Origin of the sequence: Pantoea nemavictus, assembly GCF_037479095.1 — a bacterium.
Lineage (GTDB): Bacteria > Pseudomonadota > Gammaproteobacteria > Enterobacterales > Enterobacteriaceae > Pantoea > Pantoea nemavictus.
In genome coordinates this window covers 4,084,232-4,101,288 of the sequence record NZ_JBBGZW010000001.1, presented here as the reverse complement: position 1 = coordinate 4,101,288, position 17,057 = coordinate 4,084,232, and the positions used below count along the sequence as shown (strand labels likewise).

Here is a 17,057-nt window from a genome sequence, read left to right as displayed (position 1 = left end):
GCGCGCAGTTGTAGTTGCAGATGAAAAGCATTCTCAATTAAGCTACGGCTCTTTGCCGCCTGGGCACGCTTTTCTCTGGAACACCCGCCATGCACGCTACGCCAGCACCGATGAAAATTCTGGTGGTTGACGATCACCGTAAAATCCGCGAGCCCCTTGCCACCTATCTGCGGCGCCAGCACTTTGCGGTGGTCACCGCCGAAGATGCTGCCTTACTTTGGACCTTGTTGCGCACCACACGCTTTGATCTGATTGTGTTGGACGTGATGTTACCCGACGGCGACGGCATGCAGCTTTGCCAGCAGATTCAACGTCACTACCGAACGCCGGTGATCCTGTTAACCGCGCGTGATGCCCTGGACGACCGCGTCGCCGGGCTTGAACGCGGTGCCGATGATTATGTGGTGAAACCTTTTGAACCGCGCGAGTTACTGGCACGCATTCATACGGTGCTGCGACGTGCCGAACGCCAGCCCAGCACGCCGCGCGCAAAGCCACAGCCTGTGGTGCACGCGGTGCACTTTTCCGATCTGATATTCAATCCCGCCTCACGGGTGGTTAGCAACCCACAGCAGCAAGCCGTGCGCCTCAGCACGATGGAATCCAAACTGCTGACGGCCTTTCTCGCGCATCCTTATCAGGTGTTAAGTCGGGAAGCGCTGATGGATCACTGCGTAGCGCCAGGTAATGAAGTCTTTGATCGCGCTATCGATCGCCAGGTGAGCCGTCTGCGCATCAAACTGGAACAGGTTCTGCCTGGCAGCGTGCTGCTGGATACCGTGTGGGGCGAGGGTTATCGCTTTACCGCTGAGGTGCAGCTGACAACATGATGCAGAAACTGCGTACGCTGCTGCCGACGCGCATGATGAGCCAGCTCGCCTGCCTGATGATTCTCGCGTTGCTGTTTGCCAACCTCGCCGCCGTGACCGCAACACAATTTTTGGGCAATTTGCTCTCGCCTGCAATGCGCAACATTGCCGTCGAGCGCCTGGTGCTGGCCTATCACGAAAGTCTGAGCGGCGGAGAGAACTTCTCGTTAACACGCGCCGATGGGGCGCGCTTTTGGCTGGCAGCGCATCCGGAAGTGTTGGGCTTTAGTATGCGCGAGGAGGAGCAACGCCTGCGCGACTCGCTAATGAGCCAGCTGGCATTAAGCCATCCTGCAAGCGTAACCCTGCAACTCGAAAGTGCCGATGGCGGCCTGGCGCGCAGACACATCTTCAGCGCCGCGCGCCACCAGCCGCTGCGCCTGCGCGCGACTCTTGCCCTGCCCGATGGCCGTTTCTTTAATAGCGTGCAATCGGTGATGCCCGCCTACGAGTGGACGCAACTCTTGTCATTTTCTCTGCCGATTGTCAGCGTGCCGCTGCTGTTGCTCAGCCTCTATTTTATCTATCGCGTTGTCAGGCCGATTCGTCGCCTGGCAACTGCCGCAGAGGCAATCAGCCGCGGCGAAGGGAGCAGCACGCTGCCGCTCAGCGGACCGCAGGAGTCGCGGGAGTTAACCCAGGCTTTCAACCTGATGCAGCTTCGGCTGGCGCGCCATCTTGATAGCCGCACGCGCATGCTGGCCGCCATGAGTCACGATCTCAACACGCCGATAACGGAACTGCGTTTGCAAGTGGAATTGATGCCCGACGGCGACGCGCGTGAGGATATGCTGGAGAGCCTGAACGAGCTGCGCGCCATGGTGAGTGAAACCCTGCATTTCATTCGCGGCGACGTGCAGCAGGAGCTACCGCAGCGTTGCAACCTCAGCCAGATGCTAGATGAGTTGACGCGCCGTTATCTCTCGCTGGGGAAACGCGTGCGCTGGCAAGGCGAGCCGCACAGTGAACTGATGTGTCGCCCGCTGGCGATTAAGCGCGCGCTGAGCAACCTGATCGAAAACGCGCTGTTGTATGGCGGCGAAGCTGAAGTGACGCTCATTCATCATCCAGGATGGGTGCGGATTGAGGTGCTGGATCAGGGCGCGGGGTTACCCACTGAACAGTTGGCACAGGCCTGTGAACCCTTCGTGCGTTTCAGCGAAACCGCGCGTGCCGATAACACTGCAGGCGGCGGTTTGGGCCTGGGATTAGCCATCGCCCAATCAAACATTCACGCGCACGGCGGGGAACTGATTCTGGCGAATCGTCCCCCGGCCGGTTTATGTGCCACCGTCATGCTGCCAGACGGTGTCAGAAGCTGAGCGTCACGCCCCCCCAGAAAGTACGGCCATAGTTAACCGTGCCATAGGTTTCGTCGTCCAGACGCTTGTCGCCAAGATTATAAATGGCGCCGTTTAACGTCAGGTTGTGCGTTAACTGATGCGACACACCCACATCAGCGGTGATGTAATCCGGTGCCGCTTCCGCCGTAACGCTAGTGCCATACTCTTTGCCATAGTAATTTCCGGCCGCCCACAGCTGAGTAGCGGCGCTCACACGCCATTCACTGCGCAGACTCGCTTTGTGCTTAGGCGTCAACGCCAGCGGCGCGCCACGGTTGCTGCCACTTTTCTGCTCGGAGTCGAGCCAGGTATAGTTGCCTTTCAGCGACAGCTCAGGCGTGATTTTCCAGCTGCCGGTCAACTCCACACCGCGGATGACCGCTTTATCGATATTGACGCGATCCATGACGATATAGCCATTCCAACGCTGGTCGGTGGTGACCGTCGAGAGTTTGTCTTTGAAATCGTTGTAGAAAAAGGTTGCGCTGGCCGAGAGATCGTCGCGATTTGACCACATCGCCGATAGCTCATAGTTGGTGCTGGTTTCCGGCTTCAGATTAGGATTGCCCAACATCGCATAGGTATTACGGCGTAGCACCGCATAATCCTCAATCACCGCTCTAATTTCTGGTGCTTTGAAACCGCGCGCCACGCCACCTTTCAAGGTCCATTCGTCACTGACATACCAGATGCCATAAATACGTGGGCTGTAATGGTTGCCGTATTGCTCATGATTATCGAGACGTAAGCCACCCGTAAGCGAGAAGGATTCCAGCATGCGCCACTCATCTTCGAGGAACAGCGCGCGCTGCAATACGCTGTAGCGATGGTCCACGCGGGTACCGTCGCCCTGATTCCAATCGGTGAGCGCATTTTGCTGCCACTGGGCACCGGCTGTGGTGGTGTGATAGGCGGTTGGCATCACCAACTTCGCATCAAACACGCTGTTTTTGATGGTCGGTTTACGGCCATAGACATCGGCTTGCGCAGGGCTGGCAAGCCCTTCGCGGCTGGTTTCTTCCTGGGAAAAGGTCAGCGTTGAGGTCGCCCAACCCCAGCGCCCTTCATGCGCCAGTGACCAGTGATCGCGATTGTTCTTCTGTTCACGCGTCGCCCAGTTAGCGCTCTCACCTTCCCCGTTCTTTAACCGGCTCACGCCACCTTCCAGCGTAATGTCATGCTGCGCATTCGGCGTAAACGCAAGGCGAGCGGTAATATCACGGTGATCGGCCTGGGTATAGCCGTTGGTGGTCTGCACATTGTCGTCGCCCTGACGATTGAGATAACGGCCCCACAGCTGTAAACCGAGCCGTTCGGCAATCAGCGGACCGTTCAGGTAAAACTGGTTATTGCTGGCGTTGCCCTGATCCTTATGCTGGCGGACGGCATAATCCCATGAAAGTGAGCCATTCCACTGCTGGGTGACTTTGCGGGTAATAATGTTGATCACGCCGCCGATGGCATCCGATCCATACAGCGATGACATCGGCCCACGGATCACTTCGATGCGCTCGATCGCCGACGCCGGCGGAATGAAGCTCTGTTCGTAGCCCCCATTGCCGTTTACGCGCGAATCGCGCCCGCTTTGACGGATGCCATCCACCAGAATCAGGGTGTAATCCCCCGGCATGCCGCGAATAGAGATATCACTTTCGTTGGCGCCGCCAATCACCGCGACGCCTTCAACATCGCGTACCGCATCAGCCAGATTGTTGTTCGATCGCTTACGCAGATCGTCGCCATTGATCACCGTGACCGAGGCTGGCGCATCTTCCAGCCGCTGTTCAAATCCGGCAGCGGTCACCACCAGCGTGTCGGCGCGACTGTCATCGTCGAGCGCGAAAGCCGTTGCCGGCGTCAGCACCATCAAGCAGGCTAAAGAGAGAGGTTTTAGGGTAAAAGTCGCTGTGCGCATGATCGAATAGAGTCGTAGTTGAAAACGCGAATCATACTCATGCGCATCGGCGGAAGTTGGACAATGTTGGACAACTTCCACCGCAGGGAAAGAGATCAGGCGCGGGTCGGGCGCCGACTAACAGGTTTATACCAGTTCGCAGTTTTTCACATCTGCAGATGGCGCCAGCAGATTTTTGTCAAACTCACGCAGCTCTACGCCATCACGAATCCGCATCGGCCAGTCAGGATTGGCCAGCGCACTTTTACCCATTGAGACATAATCTGCCCCCTGCTCCAATGCCTGCGCGGCGCGGCTGGCATCACCTAACGAACCATTGGCAACGATAGTCAGATTAGGCGCGGCCTTACGCGCCAGCTGCACCAGCGAGTAGGCTGAATCTGCAAACGCCGGCTGCAGCGCGTCATATTCGGTGAGATGCAGATAATCCACGCCCGCCTCCGCCAGCAAGGCAAACACCTGGCGCGCACCCGCTTCGCCCTCCCGCCATTTGTGGTGGAAATCATTCACTTTGCCCTGCGAAATACGCACGCCAAGGGTGGCGTCGTTGCCAACGCGTTGCCGCACTGCCGCAATCACCGCCAGCGTCAGCGACAGACGTTGCGCGATGTTGCCGCCCCAGCGATCGCTGCGCTGGTTGGTGTAGTCGGTAAAGAACTGGTCGAGCAGATAGCCGTTGGCCGCGTGGATCTCGATACCATCAAAACCCGCCTCGCCGATGGCCCGCGCGGCGGCTTGCGCAAAACTGTCGATCACCTGCTGAATCTGCGCTTCATCGATTGCGTCTGGCAACGGATACGCGCCATGCCCGTGGTAAAAGCTCAGTTGCTCGCCACGCGGCGCTAGCGCTGATGGCGCAAGGGTGGTTGAGCGATAAATATTGCCCTGGGAAATCGCACCGGCATGCATCAGCTGCGCAATGATTTTGCCGCCGCGCTGATGCACTTGATCGGTGATGGCGCGCCATCCCGCACTCTGTCTGGCATTCACCAGGCCGGCCTGAAACGCATAGGTCTGCGACCAGGCTTCATCGATGTACATGCCTTCGGTGATGATGGCGCCAAAGCCACCGCGCACGAAGCGTTGATAATAGTGCCGCATACGTTCGCCCGGCACGCCGTCGACGCTGGCAGAGATGCGCGTCATGGGCGCCACCATGATGCGATTTTTCAGCACCAGTCGATTCAGCGTCCCGCTCTGGAAAAGATGTTTATCACTCATATTGCTCTCGCAGGAGAATTATCTACAGAGCGCAGTATAGTGGATGGCCATAATGACAAAAATGGCCGATGATGATACGTCTGTATAACGGAAATCGTTACAATGAACTCAAAAGATGTTGAGGTTTTCCTGATGGTGTCGCAGACGCGCAGTCTGACGCAGGCGGCGCGGCGACTGAATACCACCCCGATGACCGTATCGCGCCGGCTCGCTTCGCTGGAGGAGGATCTCGGCGTACGCCTGCTGCACCGCACCACGCGCGCCATTGCGCTGACCGATGAAGGTGAAGAGTTTCTGCCCTACGCTAAAACGCTGGCAGAGACCGAGCAAAGCGCGCGCAATCTGTTCTCGCCGGATAAGCAAGGTGCCACTGGCCAGCTGCGCATTACTGCCCCTTCTGGCTTTGGCCGCCGCACCATTATCCCATTGCTGCCCGCGCTGATGGCGGAGAATCCCGAGTTGCGGATTGAGTTTCAGCTCAGCGATAACGTCACGGATATTGTCGGGCTCGGCTACGATGTGGCGATCCGCATTGCGCCGCTGCGCGATTCCCGCTTAGTGGCGCAGCGGCTGGCGGATAATCCGCGCGTATTGTGTGCTTCACCGGACTATTTAACCCGCTGCGGGACACCGCAGACGCTGGCCGACCTGCATCAGCATAATTGTCTGCGCTTATCTGGCGTGCTGCAGTGGAGCTTTATGGTTGATGACCATATATCCACACTGAGCGTCGAAGGGCGTTTTAGCGGCAGCAACGTCGAGGGCGTGCGCACCTTGTGTGTCGCCGGGAGCGGCATCGCACAGCTCTCGGCGTGGGATGTGCAGGAGGAGTTAGCGAGCGGTGAGCTGGTCGAAATTGCCCTGGGTGATGCACAACCGCAGATTCTGGGCGTCTGGGCGCTGTTTCCCACCACCCGCCATTTACCGACACGGGTGACGGTGTTTCTGCATGCCCTGAAACAGGCGATGCAGGCGGTCGCGCAATAATTCGGATAATGCGCAGGCTTATCATGGTTATAGTTATCCACTCATCAACATCGTGGAGGCCGACAGTGAAACCTGAAATCCATACGCTCGCGTCAACTGAAATCTACCGCAATCGCTGGTTAACGCTGAAAGAGGATAAAATTCAGCGCGCCGATGGCAGCGAAGGCATCTATTCGGTGATTGAGAAGAGTGATTTTGTGGTGGTGTTGCCGGTGGAAGATGACCACATTTATGTGGTTGAACAGTATCGCTATCCGCTCGGTGAGCGCACCGTTGAGCTGCCTCAGGGTAGTTGGGAGCTTGCGCCGGATGCCTCTCCCGAAGATCTGGCTGCCGGGGAGCTGTTAGAAGAAACCGGGTTACTTGCCGGACAGCTTGATTACGTGGGTTATCAAAAGTTAGCGCAAGGCTACTCCGCCCAGGGTTATCACATTTACCTGGCACGCGATTTGACGTATCAAGGGCAAAACCTTGATGCCGAAGAAGTGGGATTAACCGCCAGAAAAATCAAAATCGATGCGTTTCTTGAATTAATTCTGGCCGGCAAGATCAGCGATGCAACATCGGTGACTGCGTTTCTGCTGGCACGGGCAAAAAAGTTAATCGATTGATGTCATAAACGGCATATTGTGTATGCGGCGCAATTTATTGCGCAGTCATAACCGGATGACCAAATTACCAGCATTAGAAATGCGCGATAAATCGCGCCGCTACGGCACGTGCGAGAGTTAATGTTCGCACGTGCCTTAGCTGTGTTACGCCGCTGTCATACGCGCCAATACCGCTTCAGCCTGGGTGCCATCAACTGCCACGCCATCAATATACAGCTTGCGCTTTTCACCCACCGGCAATGCCACTTTCAGCGTTTTCCATCCCGGCAGGAAACTGCCTTTGCGGGTGAAGTTAAGGTGAATCGCCTCAGCGTCGCTGCGCATTTCCCAGTTAAGCCACAGCGCATCGCCCTGCTGATAGCCCCAGGATTCGCCATCATCCTCAAACAGCACGCCGGTTGTTATCCCTTTGCCTTGCAGCGGGAACAGCTGCAGCGTGCGGCAATCGTCCGCCTGGGCATCAACGTGGCGCAGACGTTCACTCAGCGGTAAAGCGGCACCGGCACGCACCAGCATCGGCTGGATTTCCAGCGGCGCATCCAGGGTGATCCACTGACCGCCGCTGTACCACTGCTGGCTGGCAAAGTCATACCAGCCAGATTGGTTGTCGGGCAACCATAGACGACGTTGACGCTGGCCGGGTTCGACCACGCTGGCCACCAGCAGATCGCGTCCCAGCATAAACTCATCGCACTCGGCAAACGTCTGCGCATCCTGCTCGTGATCGAGGAAGGTTGGACGCAGCATCGGCTCGTCGTCCGCATGTGCCTGCCACAGCAGGGTGTAGAGATACGGCAGCAGACGATAGCGCAGCGCCATGGCCGCACGGATCGCAGGCGTAGCCGCCGGATACATCCAGGGTTCGTTAACCGTGTGATCATCATTCCAGGAGTGGATGGTAAAGCGCGGATGCATCACGCCATTTTGTACCCAGCGCACAAACAGTTCTGCGTCCGGCTTATCGCCGGAAAAACCGCCGACATCATGTCCCACGTTGTACAACCCGGACAAGCTCATGCCTAATCCCATGCGGATGTTGTAGCGCAGCGTGTTCCAGTTGGTGCGGTTGTCGCCGCTCCAGGTCTGCACATATCGCTGCATCCCGGCACAGCCCGAACGGGAGATCAGGAATGGACGCTTGTCCGGTGCGAAGCGCTGCTGCGCTTCCATCGAGGCGCGCATCATCAGCAGCGGCATGACCGGGCGGATATGTTTAATCGCTATCGGCGTGCCAAAACCGTGACAGCGCGCTTCGCCATCCCACACTTCGTATTCGTTGTTGTCGTTCCAGGTGGAATCGATGCCCTTCTCCAGCAGCTGCTTGGTGACGTTTTCCTGCCACCACGCCACGGCTTGCGGATGAGTGAAATCGAGATGCGAACCTTCATCATCCCAGAACACCGAACGCTCCGGCGCATCCTCTTCGGAGTCGCGAATAAACAACCCTTGTTCCGCCACCTCGTGGTAGCGCGGATGATCCTGCAACAAACACGGTTTGATATTGGCGGCGAGGCGCAAGCCGGCGTCGTGAAACGCCTGGCTCATCACTTCAGGCTGCGGCACTTTGTCGTAATTCCAGTTAAATACGTAGCGCTTGTTGTTGATCGAGGTATAGCCGGAGGAGAGCTGGAAGGAATCACACGGAATATCGTGCTCTTCGCACAGGCGAATGAAGTTCATTAGCTGATGCTGTGCGTCTGGTGCGTCGGTGTAATGCATGGTTGAGCCGCTGTAGCCGAGGCTCCATTTCGGGCCGAACAGGGTTTTACCGGTCAGACGCACGAAGGCTTTGGTGATATCCAGCACCTTGTCGCCGACAAACAGGTAATAGTCGATATCGCCACTTTCAGCCTGCCAGCGGCGATACGGCTGATGATAGTTGTCGAGCTCATTGCCGAGATCAAACCAGCTGCTGCTGAGGTTATCGTAATAGAGGCCAAAGCTAACGTTGTTGCGGCGCGTAATGGTGAACGGCACGTGTTTGTACAGCGGGTCGGTGGAGGCCGCGTTGTAACCCATGGCATCAAGGTTGCGCATCTCATAGCGCTGGCCGTTGCGCTGCAAATCACCGCTTTTCTCACCCAGACCATAATAACGGTCATCGTGCATGCGGCGCTGATAGTGCGCCACGCCATCGCCGTGCGCATTGATTTGATAGGCGCTGGTCGGGCGATCGCAGGTCAGCAGTTGCCACGCGCCGGCGCTGTCGCAATATTGCCACTCCAGCGCCAGCGGCTGATGCACGATTACCCGTAGCTTATCGGTGGCGATCACCAACGTGCTGCCCTCCTCCTCAAGCGTAAAGCCCGGCAACGAGAAGCCCGCCAGACTGTCACGCTGACGCCCTTCCCACGGCACATCACTCTGCGGCGCAATGCTCCAGGTTCTGTCGAGGGTATAGGCGCCCTGACGTTTAATCGCCACGCGGAACAGACCCGATTCCAGCACATACAGGCACAGCGTGTGTTTGCCGTCGACGGTTAACGCCACGTGGTGGCCATCGGACGCCGCTAAAGACCAATTTTTTAACGTTTTCATCGTTACCTACTTTTTCAGGCGCGCTGTGCGCGACGTTCAGCAATAAAAGCAATCAGGAATACCGCGCCAATCAGGTCAAAGAAGCCCATGGCGACGAACAAGGGATTAAAACCAATGGTGTCGGCGGTGACGCCGATCAGCAGCGAAAACAGGAAGCTGGAGATCCAGGCGAATGAGCCGCGCATGCCGTTGACCGTCGCCATTTGCCCTTTATCAAACTTCTCTACCACCAGCGCGCTCAGCATGCAGGAGATGATTTGGTGACCGAAACCGCCAATTGAGATCAGCGCAATGGCCACGTAAGGATCTTTGGTGACCGCCACCATCGCCAGCGACAGCATCAGGAATGCGCCGGTTACCGAACTCGCTACCACCGAGTTAACCTGGGTAAAGCCAAAAATTTTGGTGTAAAGGCGCGTCAGATAACCGCTGGCGGCGCTGCCTAAATCTGCCGCGAGGAATGGCAGCCAGGCGAACATGGCGATCTGTTTCAGGTCCATGCCCAGCTCTTTTGCCAGATAGAGCGGTACCCAGAAGCTCAGCACCCCCCACGCAGGCTCGGCCATAAAGGCGGGAACGGCGATGCCGTAGAAACGCTTGTTTTTTGACACGGTTTTCAGCGCAGTAAAGAACGGCAGTTTTACCGCCGGTGGTTCGTTGTCCTGACGAATAAATTCCAGTTCAGACGCCTGCAGATTGGGATGCTGCTCTGGATCGCGATACAACAGCCACCACAGCACCACCCATCCGAGCGCCAGGCAGCCGGTGAACAGGAACGCACCCTGCCAGCCAAACGAGGCATGTGCGAAGTAGATAATCGGCGGGGCCAGCATCGCGCCCAGGGAGAAACCCACACCGGCCCATCCGGCAGCAATCGGACGCTCTTTTTTCGGGAACCATTCGCCAATCACCTTGGCGTTAGCCGGTGTGGCAGCGGCTTCGGCGCCGCCCATGACAAAGCGCAGAATTGCCAGGTGCACCCAACTTGCCGCGCCGGCGTGGAACAAACAGGCGACAGCCCAAATCGTGGCGCAGACCAGGAAGCCAACCTTCAGGCCGATGACATCGATCAACCAGCCGCAAATCGGTTGAAAGAAGGTATACGCCAGCTGGAACGCGCCGACGATCCATGAATATTGTTCGGTGGTGATATTGAGGCTGGTTTTGAGTTCCGGTGCCAGCAGGCCTAGCGAGTTACGGGTGATGTAGTTAACCGTAACGCCCGCTAAGAACAGCACCAACACCCACCAGCGCAAATTACGCAAGGTGCGTTTGCTGCCTGCGGCGGTTATCCCTGGATTCAAACTGCGGTTCATCGGCTTCTCCATTTATCAGTCATTGCTAACTATCCGCCAGGAGTGAAACACAGTTGCGAAAAGTGGTCGCCAGCTTGATGCAGCATCTGTGATCTGGTTAACCAAAATCATCGACCAGGTTGACTTAACCCGACAAAGAGCAGAGTTTTACGTGGAAGTGGCGTGATAAAGTCATAATGAAACGCGCTAAAGATAATATTGGTCAACCAATAATGAGTGAGGTAACAACATGAAGCAGACCTGGCGCTGGTATGGCCCGAACGATCCTGTCTCTCTGGCCGATGCGCGCCAGGCGGGCGCCACCGGCATCGTCACGGCGCTCCATCACATTCCCAATGGCGAAGTGTGGACAGTTGACGAAATCATGCAGCGTAAGGCGCTGGTGGAAGCCGCTGGATTGGTCTGGTCGGTGGTGGAAAGCGTGCCGATTCACGAAGAGATCAAAACCGGCAGTGGTCGCTGCCAGCACTGGATCAGCAATTATCAGCAGTCGCTGCGTAATCTGGCGCAGTGCGGCATCACCACCGTGTGCTACAACTTCATGCCGATTCTCGACTGGACGCGCACCGACCTTGAGTATCTGCTGCCCGATGGGGCCAAAGCGCTGCGCTTCGATCAGATTGAGTTCGCGGTGTTTGAACTGCACATTCTGCAACGCGCGGGCGCGGAGCAGGACTACAGTGCCGAAGAGATTGCTGAGGCTGCCGAGCGTTTTAGCCAGATGAGTCAAGAACATCGTGACCGCCTGGTGCGCAACATTATTGCCGGCTTACCCGGCGCCGAAGAGGGTTATACCCTCGACCAATTCCGCGCCCAGCTGGCGCGTTATGACGGCATCGGTAAGGCTGAGCTACGGGAGAATTTTGCCACCTTCCTGCGCGCGATTATTGCGGTTGCCGAAGAGGTGGGCGTGCGCATGGCGGTACATCCGGACGATCCACCGCGCCCGATTCTCGGCTTGCCGCGCATCGTCTCTAACGCTGACGATCTGCAGTGGATGATTGATACCGTCAGCAGCCCGGCCAACGGTTTTACCCTGTGTACCGGTTCGTACGGGGTGCTGGCAGAGAATGATCTGGCCGGCATGGTGCAACGCTTTGGCCCGCGTATCTACTTCGCACATCTGCGCTCTACCAAACGTGAAGCGAATCCCAACAGCTTCCACGAAGCCGCGCATTTAGCTGGCGATGTCGATATGTTTGCGGTGATTAAGGCGATTGCCGAAGAGGAGCAGCGGCGTAAAGCCGCAGGCCAGCATGATTTAATTCCGATGCGTCCCGATCACGGCCACCAAATGCTGGATGACCTGAAAAAGAAAACCAATCCTGGCTACTCGGCGATTGGTCGACTGAAAGGGCTGGCTGAAATTCGCGGCGTTGAGCTGGCGATCCACCGCGCCTATTTTAGCGAGCCAACTCAGGGAGCCGAGTAATGCGCTTTATGGACGAAAATTTTCTGCTGCAAAGCGATACCGCGCGGCGTTTGTATCATGATTTCGCCGCAGATATGCCTATCTACGACTATCACTGCCATCTGAATCCGCAGGAGATTGCGCAGGATCGCCAGTTTGCCAATCTCGGCCAGATTTGGCTCGAAGGCGATCACTATAAATGGCGTGCGATGCGTGCCGCGGGCGTAGATGAATCTCTGATCACCGGCAGCGCACGCAGTGATTACGATAAGTATCTCGCCTGGGCCGAAACGGTGCCAAAAACCCTTGGCAACCCGCTCTATCACTGGACGCACCTGGAACTGCGTCGTCCGTTTGGTATCACTGATACGCTATTTGGCCCGGCCACCGCGCCGGATATTTGGCACCGCTGTGCCGAAAAGCTGGCGCAGCCTGAATTTTCTGCGCGCGGCATCATGCGCCAGATGAAGGTGCGCATGGTCGGCACCACCGACGATCCGATCGATTCACTGCGCTACCATCGCCAGATCGCCGATGACGCCAGCGTTGATATTGAGGTCGCACCGAGCTGGCGTCCGGACAAAGTATTCAAGATCGAGCTGGAGGGTTTTGTTGCGTATCTGGCTCGCCTGGAAGCCGCCGCCGATGTGGCTATCGACAGCTTTGATGCATTGCGCCGGGCGCTGCTGCGTCGCCTTGATCACTTCTCCGCCCACGGCTGCCGCGCATCAGATCATGGCATCGAAACCCTGCGCTTTGCGCCGGTGCCGGACGACAGCGTGCTTGATACTATTTTGGCGAAACGTCGCCGTGGCGATCTGCTGGATGAAACTGAAATCGCCCAATTCAGCAGCGCGGTGCTGGTGTGGCTCGGCAGTGAATATGCACGACGCGGCTGGGTGATGCAGCTGCACATTGGTGCCATCCGCAATAACAGCACGCGCATGTTCCGTCAGCTCGGGCCGGATAGTGGTTTTGATTCGATTGGTGATAACAATATTGCCTGGCCGCTAGCGCGCCTGCTGGATGCGATGGACATCAACGATCAACTGCCGAAAACCATCCTCTATTGCCTGAATCCGCGCGATAACGAAGTGCTGGCCACCATGGCGGGCAACTTCCAGGGCGCGAGCATTGCCGGCAAAGTGCAGTTCGGTTCAGGCTGGTGGTTTAACGATCAGCGTGACGGCATGCTGCGTCAGCTGGAACAGCTGTCGCAAATCGGCCTGCTCAGCCAGTTTGTCGGCATGCTGACCGATTCGCGCAGCTTCCTCTCCTATACGCGCCACGAATACTTCCGCCGCATTCTGTGCAATCTGCTGGCGCAGTGGGTTAAAGACGGCATTGTGCCTGCTGATGAGCCGCTGCTGGGGAGCATGGTGCGCGATATCTGCTTCAACAATGCCGAGCGCTATTTTGCCCTTAATGTGACGTGATGGCAGCCTGGTCATTGCACGCCATGACCAGGCCGATTCTTAATCGCTATGCTATAGTGCGCGTCTCTGACCTGGCAGTAGCAGAGGTTATGCATCCCTTAACGCAAAGATAACTAACACGATGAAAACGCAAACTTCAGCACAGCGTCCCTATCAGGAAGTCGGGGAAATGCTCCGTCAGATGATCTCGCAAAAACAGTATGCGGTGGGCCAACGGTTGCCACCGGAGCGTGAGCTCGCGGCGCTGCTGGATGTGACGCGTACGCTGGTGCGTGAAGCGCTGATCATGCTGGAGCTGGAAGGCTTAATCGAGGTGCGTCGTGGCGCGGGAATCTACGTGATTCACGACTCGCCGCAGCCACCGGCTCCGCAGCACAAAGCCAGCAATGATGCCGGACCGTTTGAGATGCTGCAGGCGCGTCAGCTGCTGGAGAGCAACATCGCTGAATTCGCCGCACTGCAGGCGACGCGTGAAGACATCATGAAAATGCGTCAGGCGCTGGAGCTGGAAGAGAAAGAGCTCGCCTCTGGCGCGGTCAACCAAAGTGAAAATGGCGATCGCAACTTCCATCTGGCGATTGCCGAAGCCACGCACAACAGCATGCTGGTTGAGCTGTTTAAGCAATCCTGGCAGTGGCGTGAAGACAACGTGATGTGGAGCCAGCTGCATCGCCATCTGGTCAACAACAATTACCGCAAACAGTGGCTCGACGATCACAAGAAAATTCTCGCCACGCTGATCAAAAAAGACGCGCGCGCGGCCAAACAGGCGATGTGGCAGCACCTTGAGAATGTGAAACAACGCCTGCTGGAATTCTCTGACGTCGATGATATTGATTTTGATGGTTACCTGTTCGAATCCTGGCCGCTGTATGTCGCCAGCAATCCTAATAATTGATGCCGTTATAGAAAAGGGTCAACCGCATGCTTCGGGAAAATTTCAACGACCTGATCTATTTAGTGATGGTGGCACGCGAATGTAGCTTCACGCGCGCCGCCGCCAAATTAGGCGTATCACAATCGGCATTGAGTCATGCAATACGCGGTCTGGAAGAGCGTTTAAATACCCGATTATTGACGCGCACCACGCGCAGCGTGGCGCCGACCGAAGCCGGTGAAAATCTGATTAAAAGCGTCGCGCCAATGATGGCGGATATGGAAAAAGCCCTGCTACAGCTGGCCGATAATCAGGGCAAACCGTCGGGGAACATTCGTATCACCGCCGGGGAACATGCGTTGTCATCCACGCTGTGGCCGCTGCTGAAGCCCTTTCTGCAAACCTATCCTGACGTGAACGTCGAACTCTCTGTCGACAATACCTTAACCGATATTGTCAGCGGGCGTTTCGATGCGGGTGTACGACTGGGCGAAAGTATTGAAAAAGATATGGTCGCGGTGCGGATTGGCCCGGACTGGAAAATGGTTGCGGTTGCGGCACCTGAATACCTGCAAAAACACGGCATCCCGCAGACGCCTTATGAATTGCAAAATCATAACTGTATTAACATGCGCCTTCCCACACTCGGCGGATTATACAGCTGGGAGTTCAGTAAGGACGGCAAAGATATTCGCGTCAAAGTTGAAGGTCAGTTGATATTTAATAATCTGGCATCCCGTATTGATGCGGTGCTTTCCGGCATGGGTATTGCCTATGTGCCCGAAGACACCGTCAAACAGCATATTGCCAACGGCGACCTGCAAGCCATTCTGGCTGACTGGTGTGAACCGTTCAGCGGATATTACCTCTATTATCCCAGCCGCAAACAACATACCGCTGCGTTTGAGAAACTGATCGAAGCCATTAAATACCGGGGATAATGGCTTCGATCGTGGAAGATTAACGTTCCATTTTCAGCGCAAGCTGCCTGGCCAGGAAGAACGGCCTTAAATAAGCCACGGTATTTGACAGTGGCAAAACGTCATCGCTTAGCTGGATACCGATCTCCGCGCGCAGATACTCACGACGCGTTTCGATACGCTGCCACAGCGCCGGATAGGCGTGGCGAATCGTCGCCTGCAGTGCCGCATCGGCCAGCACCACGCACTCTTCGGCGCTGGCACCGTTGTAGCCCGGCACGGACGGGATGATATCAATTTGTAGCATCATGCCGCTTTTCAGGAGTTCAGTGGAACCGCGATAAATCGGCGACGACATCCACTCTTCATCCGCCACCAGATGGCCGGGATTCAGGTGCCAGCCAAAACGCGCTTTAGGCAAAACCTGTTCGATCAGCTGGTAAAGCGCGCCGCCGCGCATGCCGACGTGAATCGTCTCCAGCCAGCTCACCACCGCCGAGAAATAGGGTTTGGCGATGCGATCGAGATAATCCTGCTGGGTTGCTGGCAACTCACTTTCACTGGCAATCACGAAACCGCTGCGGCTGGAAAGGCCACCTTTGTAGGCGGTGGTCAGGGAGAGCGGATCGCCGCGCCGCACGGTTTTCGCGCTGGGATAAAGATTCGCGTTTTCGAAACGCGTGCCGGTGGCCGCGATGGTCACCACGGTGTTGTACTGCCCTTCAGCGGTAAGTAACGCGCCCAACTCGGTTTCACGCACGCCAACTTCAATCGCATTAAGCGCGTCCAGCATACAGTTGGAAGCGAGATTGGCACCATATTCGTAATGCGCGATTTCATTGGCATTGCAGCGGGTACGTGCGCCGTTATCACCAATTAACAAAGGGATGGCATTTTCTAACACCGCGTCATCTTTGAGCGTGCGCTTAATCGCGTCGACAATGAAGTAGGGTAAATCGAACATCGCGCGGCCATTGCCGGCGGCTGGCGTGAACATTTTCCAGCCAATCAGACCGACTTTATTGCTGCTGTCCAGCCCCGCGTCCTTGAAAAGCGTTTCCAGCGGCACTTCATTATCCATCGGCTGATTAGGCAGCGAGAAGTACGGCGAGTGAGCCAGCGTGGCCTCAATGCGCGAGAAACGTGCCATTTTCAGGTTTTCGTTACCCAGCACCAACGTGGCGTGCCCGGACTTGTCCAGCAGCAGTAGCCCCTCTTCGAAACGCGGTATAAATCCGGTGAGATATTCGAAATTGCTGCCGTGTTCCTTGTCCGCGTAGATGACCAGCGTGTCAAAACCGTGCTGTTTCATTGCGTTCAACAAGGTGTGTTTTCGTTCCAGCAGGGTCTCATCAGAGAGAACGACTGCTTCTACCCCTGTGAACTTCACTGGCTCGGTGACGCAGCCAAGCGCGATCGCCATCGTTTACCTCCTCACATTGCATAATGTGTTGAGGATAGTAGCGTCTTTCACCGCAGGGCGTTTTGACACAGCACGAAAAAAGGCGGAGGGGTGAGCTCCGCCTTGTTTCAAGTTCCGGTCAGTGCGCCTGACCGGTCAGTTGCATAAGGGCAACGATGATTTGAAGAATGATGCGGACGATGTCCAGCAG

The 17,057-nt window shown here is 56.6% G+C and carries 13 protein-coding genes; 8 read left to right on the top strand and 5 right to left on the bottom strand.

What is annotated here, in order from left to right:
- The first annotated feature begins 89 nt into the window (after nucleotides 1-89).
- Both WH298_RS18930 and WH298_RS18925 read left to right on the top strand, forming a co-directional pair.
- Complete coding sequence (locus WH298_RS18930) at nucleotides 90-830, top strand: response regulator transcription factor (protein WP_180823569.1); 741 nt, start codon at nucleotides 90-92, stop codon at nucleotides 828-830.
- A complete protein-coding gene (locus tag WH298_RS18925) occupies nucleotides 827-2,191 on the top strand; it encodes an ATP-binding protein (RefSeq protein ID WP_202883438.1) in 1,365 nt (454 codons plus the stop codon). Before WH298_RS18930 ends, WH298_RS18925 begins: the two co-directional genes overlap by 4 nt.
- Here WH298_RS18925 and WH298_RS18920 read toward each other — a convergent pair.
- Together WH298_RS18920 and WH298_RS18915 are read right to left on the bottom strand one after the other, a co-directional pair.
- Nucleotides 2,181-4,127 carry a TonB-dependent receptor domain-containing protein gene (locus tag WH298_RS18920; RefSeq protein WP_180823568.1) on the bottom strand — a complete coding sequence of 649 codons (1,947 nt, stop codon included), beginning with the start codon at nucleotides 4,125-4,127 and terminating at the stop codon, nucleotides 2,181-2,183. The two genes, WH298_RS18925 and WH298_RS18920, sit on opposite strands and share 11 nt — an antisense overlap.
- Nucleotides 4,128-4,253: 126 nt before the next feature.
- Nucleotides 4,254-5,348: an oxidoreductase gene (locus WH298_RS18915; RefSeq protein WP_180823567.1), complete on the bottom strand. Its 1,095-nt coding sequence runs from the start codon at nucleotides 5,346-5,348 to the stop codon at nucleotides 4,254-4,256.
- A gap of 102 nt (nucleotides 5,349-5,450) precedes the next feature.
- Between WH298_RS18915 and WH298_RS18910 the strand changes: the two genes are divergently transcribed.
- Entirely contained in the window at nucleotides 5,451-6,335 is an 885-nt protein-coding gene (locus tag WH298_RS18910; protein WP_180823566.1) for a LysR family transcriptional regulator, read from the top strand.
- Nucleotides 6,336-6,400: 65 nt separating this feature from the next.
- A complete protein-coding gene (locus WH298_RS18905; RefSeq protein WP_082204280.1) occupies nucleotides 6,401-6,946 on the top strand; it encodes an NUDIX hydrolase in 546 nt (181 codons plus the stop codon).
- A gap of 144 nt (nucleotides 6,947-7,090) precedes the next feature.
- Here WH298_RS18905 and WH298_RS18900 read toward each other — a convergent pair whose 3' ends face one another.
- A complete protein-coding gene (locus WH298_RS18900; RefSeq protein ID WP_180823565.1) occupies nucleotides 7,091-9,484 on the bottom strand; it encodes a glycoside hydrolase family 31 protein in 2,394 nt (797 codons plus the stop codon).
- A gap of 14 nt (nucleotides 9,485-9,498) precedes the next feature.
- Nucleotides 9,499-10,800 carry an MFS transporter gene (locus tag WH298_RS18895; protein WP_180823564.1) on the bottom strand — a complete coding sequence of 434 codons (1,302 nt, stop codon included), beginning with the start codon at nucleotides 10,798-10,800 and terminating at the stop codon, nucleotides 9,499-9,501.
- A gap of 229 nt (nucleotides 10,801-11,029) precedes the next feature.
- On the opposite strand from WH298_RS18895, the gene uxuA reads away from it, so the two are divergent.
- From uxuA to WH298_RS18875, 4 genes are all read left to right on the top strand, one after another.
- The gene (uxuA, locus tag WH298_RS18890; RefSeq protein ID WP_180823563.1) at nucleotides 11,030-12,232 is read left to right on the top strand and encodes a mannonate dehydratase; all 1,203 of its coding nucleotides are present in this window, start codon (nucleotides 11,030-11,032) and stop codon (nucleotides 12,230-12,232) included.
- Complete coding sequence (uxaC, locus tag WH298_RS18885; RefSeq protein WP_180823562.1) at nucleotides 12,232-13,647, top strand: glucuronate isomerase; 1,416 nt, start codon at nucleotides 12,232-12,234, stop codon at nucleotides 13,645-13,647. Before uxuA ends, uxaC begins: the two co-directional genes overlap by 1 nt.
- A 121-nt stretch (nucleotides 13,648-13,768) precedes the next feature.
- Nucleotides 13,769-14,545: a Uxu operon transcriptional regulator gene (uxuR, locus tag WH298_RS18880; protein ID WP_180823561.1), complete on the top strand. Its 777-nt coding sequence runs from the start codon at nucleotides 13,769-13,771 to the stop codon at nucleotides 14,543-14,545.
- Between the two features lie 26 nt (nucleotides 14,546-14,571).
- The gene (locus WH298_RS18875; RefSeq protein ID WP_180823560.1) at nucleotides 14,572-15,465 is read left to right on the top strand and encodes a LysR family transcriptional regulator; all 894 of its coding nucleotides are present in this window, start codon (nucleotides 14,572-14,574) and stop codon (nucleotides 15,463-15,465) included.
- Nucleotides 15,466-15,484: 19 nt separating this feature from the next.
- Here WH298_RS18875 and WH298_RS18870 read toward each other — a convergent pair whose 3' ends face one another.
- The gene (locus WH298_RS18870) at nucleotides 15,485-16,867 is read right to left on the bottom strand and encodes a M24 family metallopeptidase (protein WP_180823559.1); all 1,383 of its coding nucleotides are present in this window, start codon (nucleotides 16,865-16,867) and stop codon (nucleotides 15,485-15,487) included.
- Nucleotides 16,868-17,057 lie beyond the last annotated feature (190 nt).

Bases quoted from the DNA above. Each gene is read 5' to 3' on its own strand.
- WH298_RS18895 (WP_180823564.1), bottom strand. From the start codon at position 10,800: ATGAACCGCAGTTTGAATCCAGGGATAACCGCCGCAGGCAGCAAACGC.
- WH298_RS18915 (WP_180823567.1), bottom strand. From the start codon at position 5,348: ATGAGTGATAAACATCTTTTCCAGAGCGGGACGCTGAATCGACTGGTG.
- uxaC (WP_180823562.1), top strand. From the start codon at position 12,232: ATGCGCTTTATGGACGAAAATTTTCTGCTGCAAAGCGATACCGCGCGG.
- uxuA (WP_180823563.1), top strand. From the start codon at position 11,030: ATGAAGCAGACCTGGCGCTGGTATGGCCCGAACGATCCTGTCTCTCTG.
- WH298_RS18870 (WP_180823559.1), bottom strand. From the start codon at position 16,867: ATGGCGATCGCGCTTGGCTGCGTCACCGAGCCAGTGAAGTTCACAGGG.
- uxuR (WP_180823561.1), top strand. From the start codon at position 13,769: ATGAAAACGCAAACTTCAGCACAGCGTCCCTATCAGGAAGTCGGGGAA.
- WH298_RS18930 (WP_180823569.1), top strand. From the start codon at position 90: ATGCACGCTACGCCAGCACCGATGAAAATTCTGGTGGTTGACGATCAC.
- WH298_RS18920 (WP_180823568.1), bottom strand. From the start codon at position 4,127: ATGCGCACAGCGACTTTTACCCTAAAACCTCTCTCTTTAGCCTGCTTG.
- WH298_RS18875 (WP_180823560.1), top strand. From the start codon at position 14,572: ATGCTTCGGGAAAATTTCAACGACCTGATCTATTTAGTGATGGTGGCA.
- WH298_RS18900 (WP_180823565.1), bottom strand. From the start codon at position 9,484: ATGAAAACGTTAAAAAATTGGTCTTTAGCGGCGTCCGATGGCCACCAC.
- WH298_RS18910 (WP_180823566.1), top strand. From the start codon at position 5,451: ATGAACTCAAAAGATGTTGAGGTTTTCCTGATGGTGTCGCAGACGCGC.
- WH298_RS18925 (WP_202883438.1), top strand. From the start codon at position 827: ATGATGCAGAAACTGCGTACGCTGCTGCCGACGCGCATGATGAGCCAG.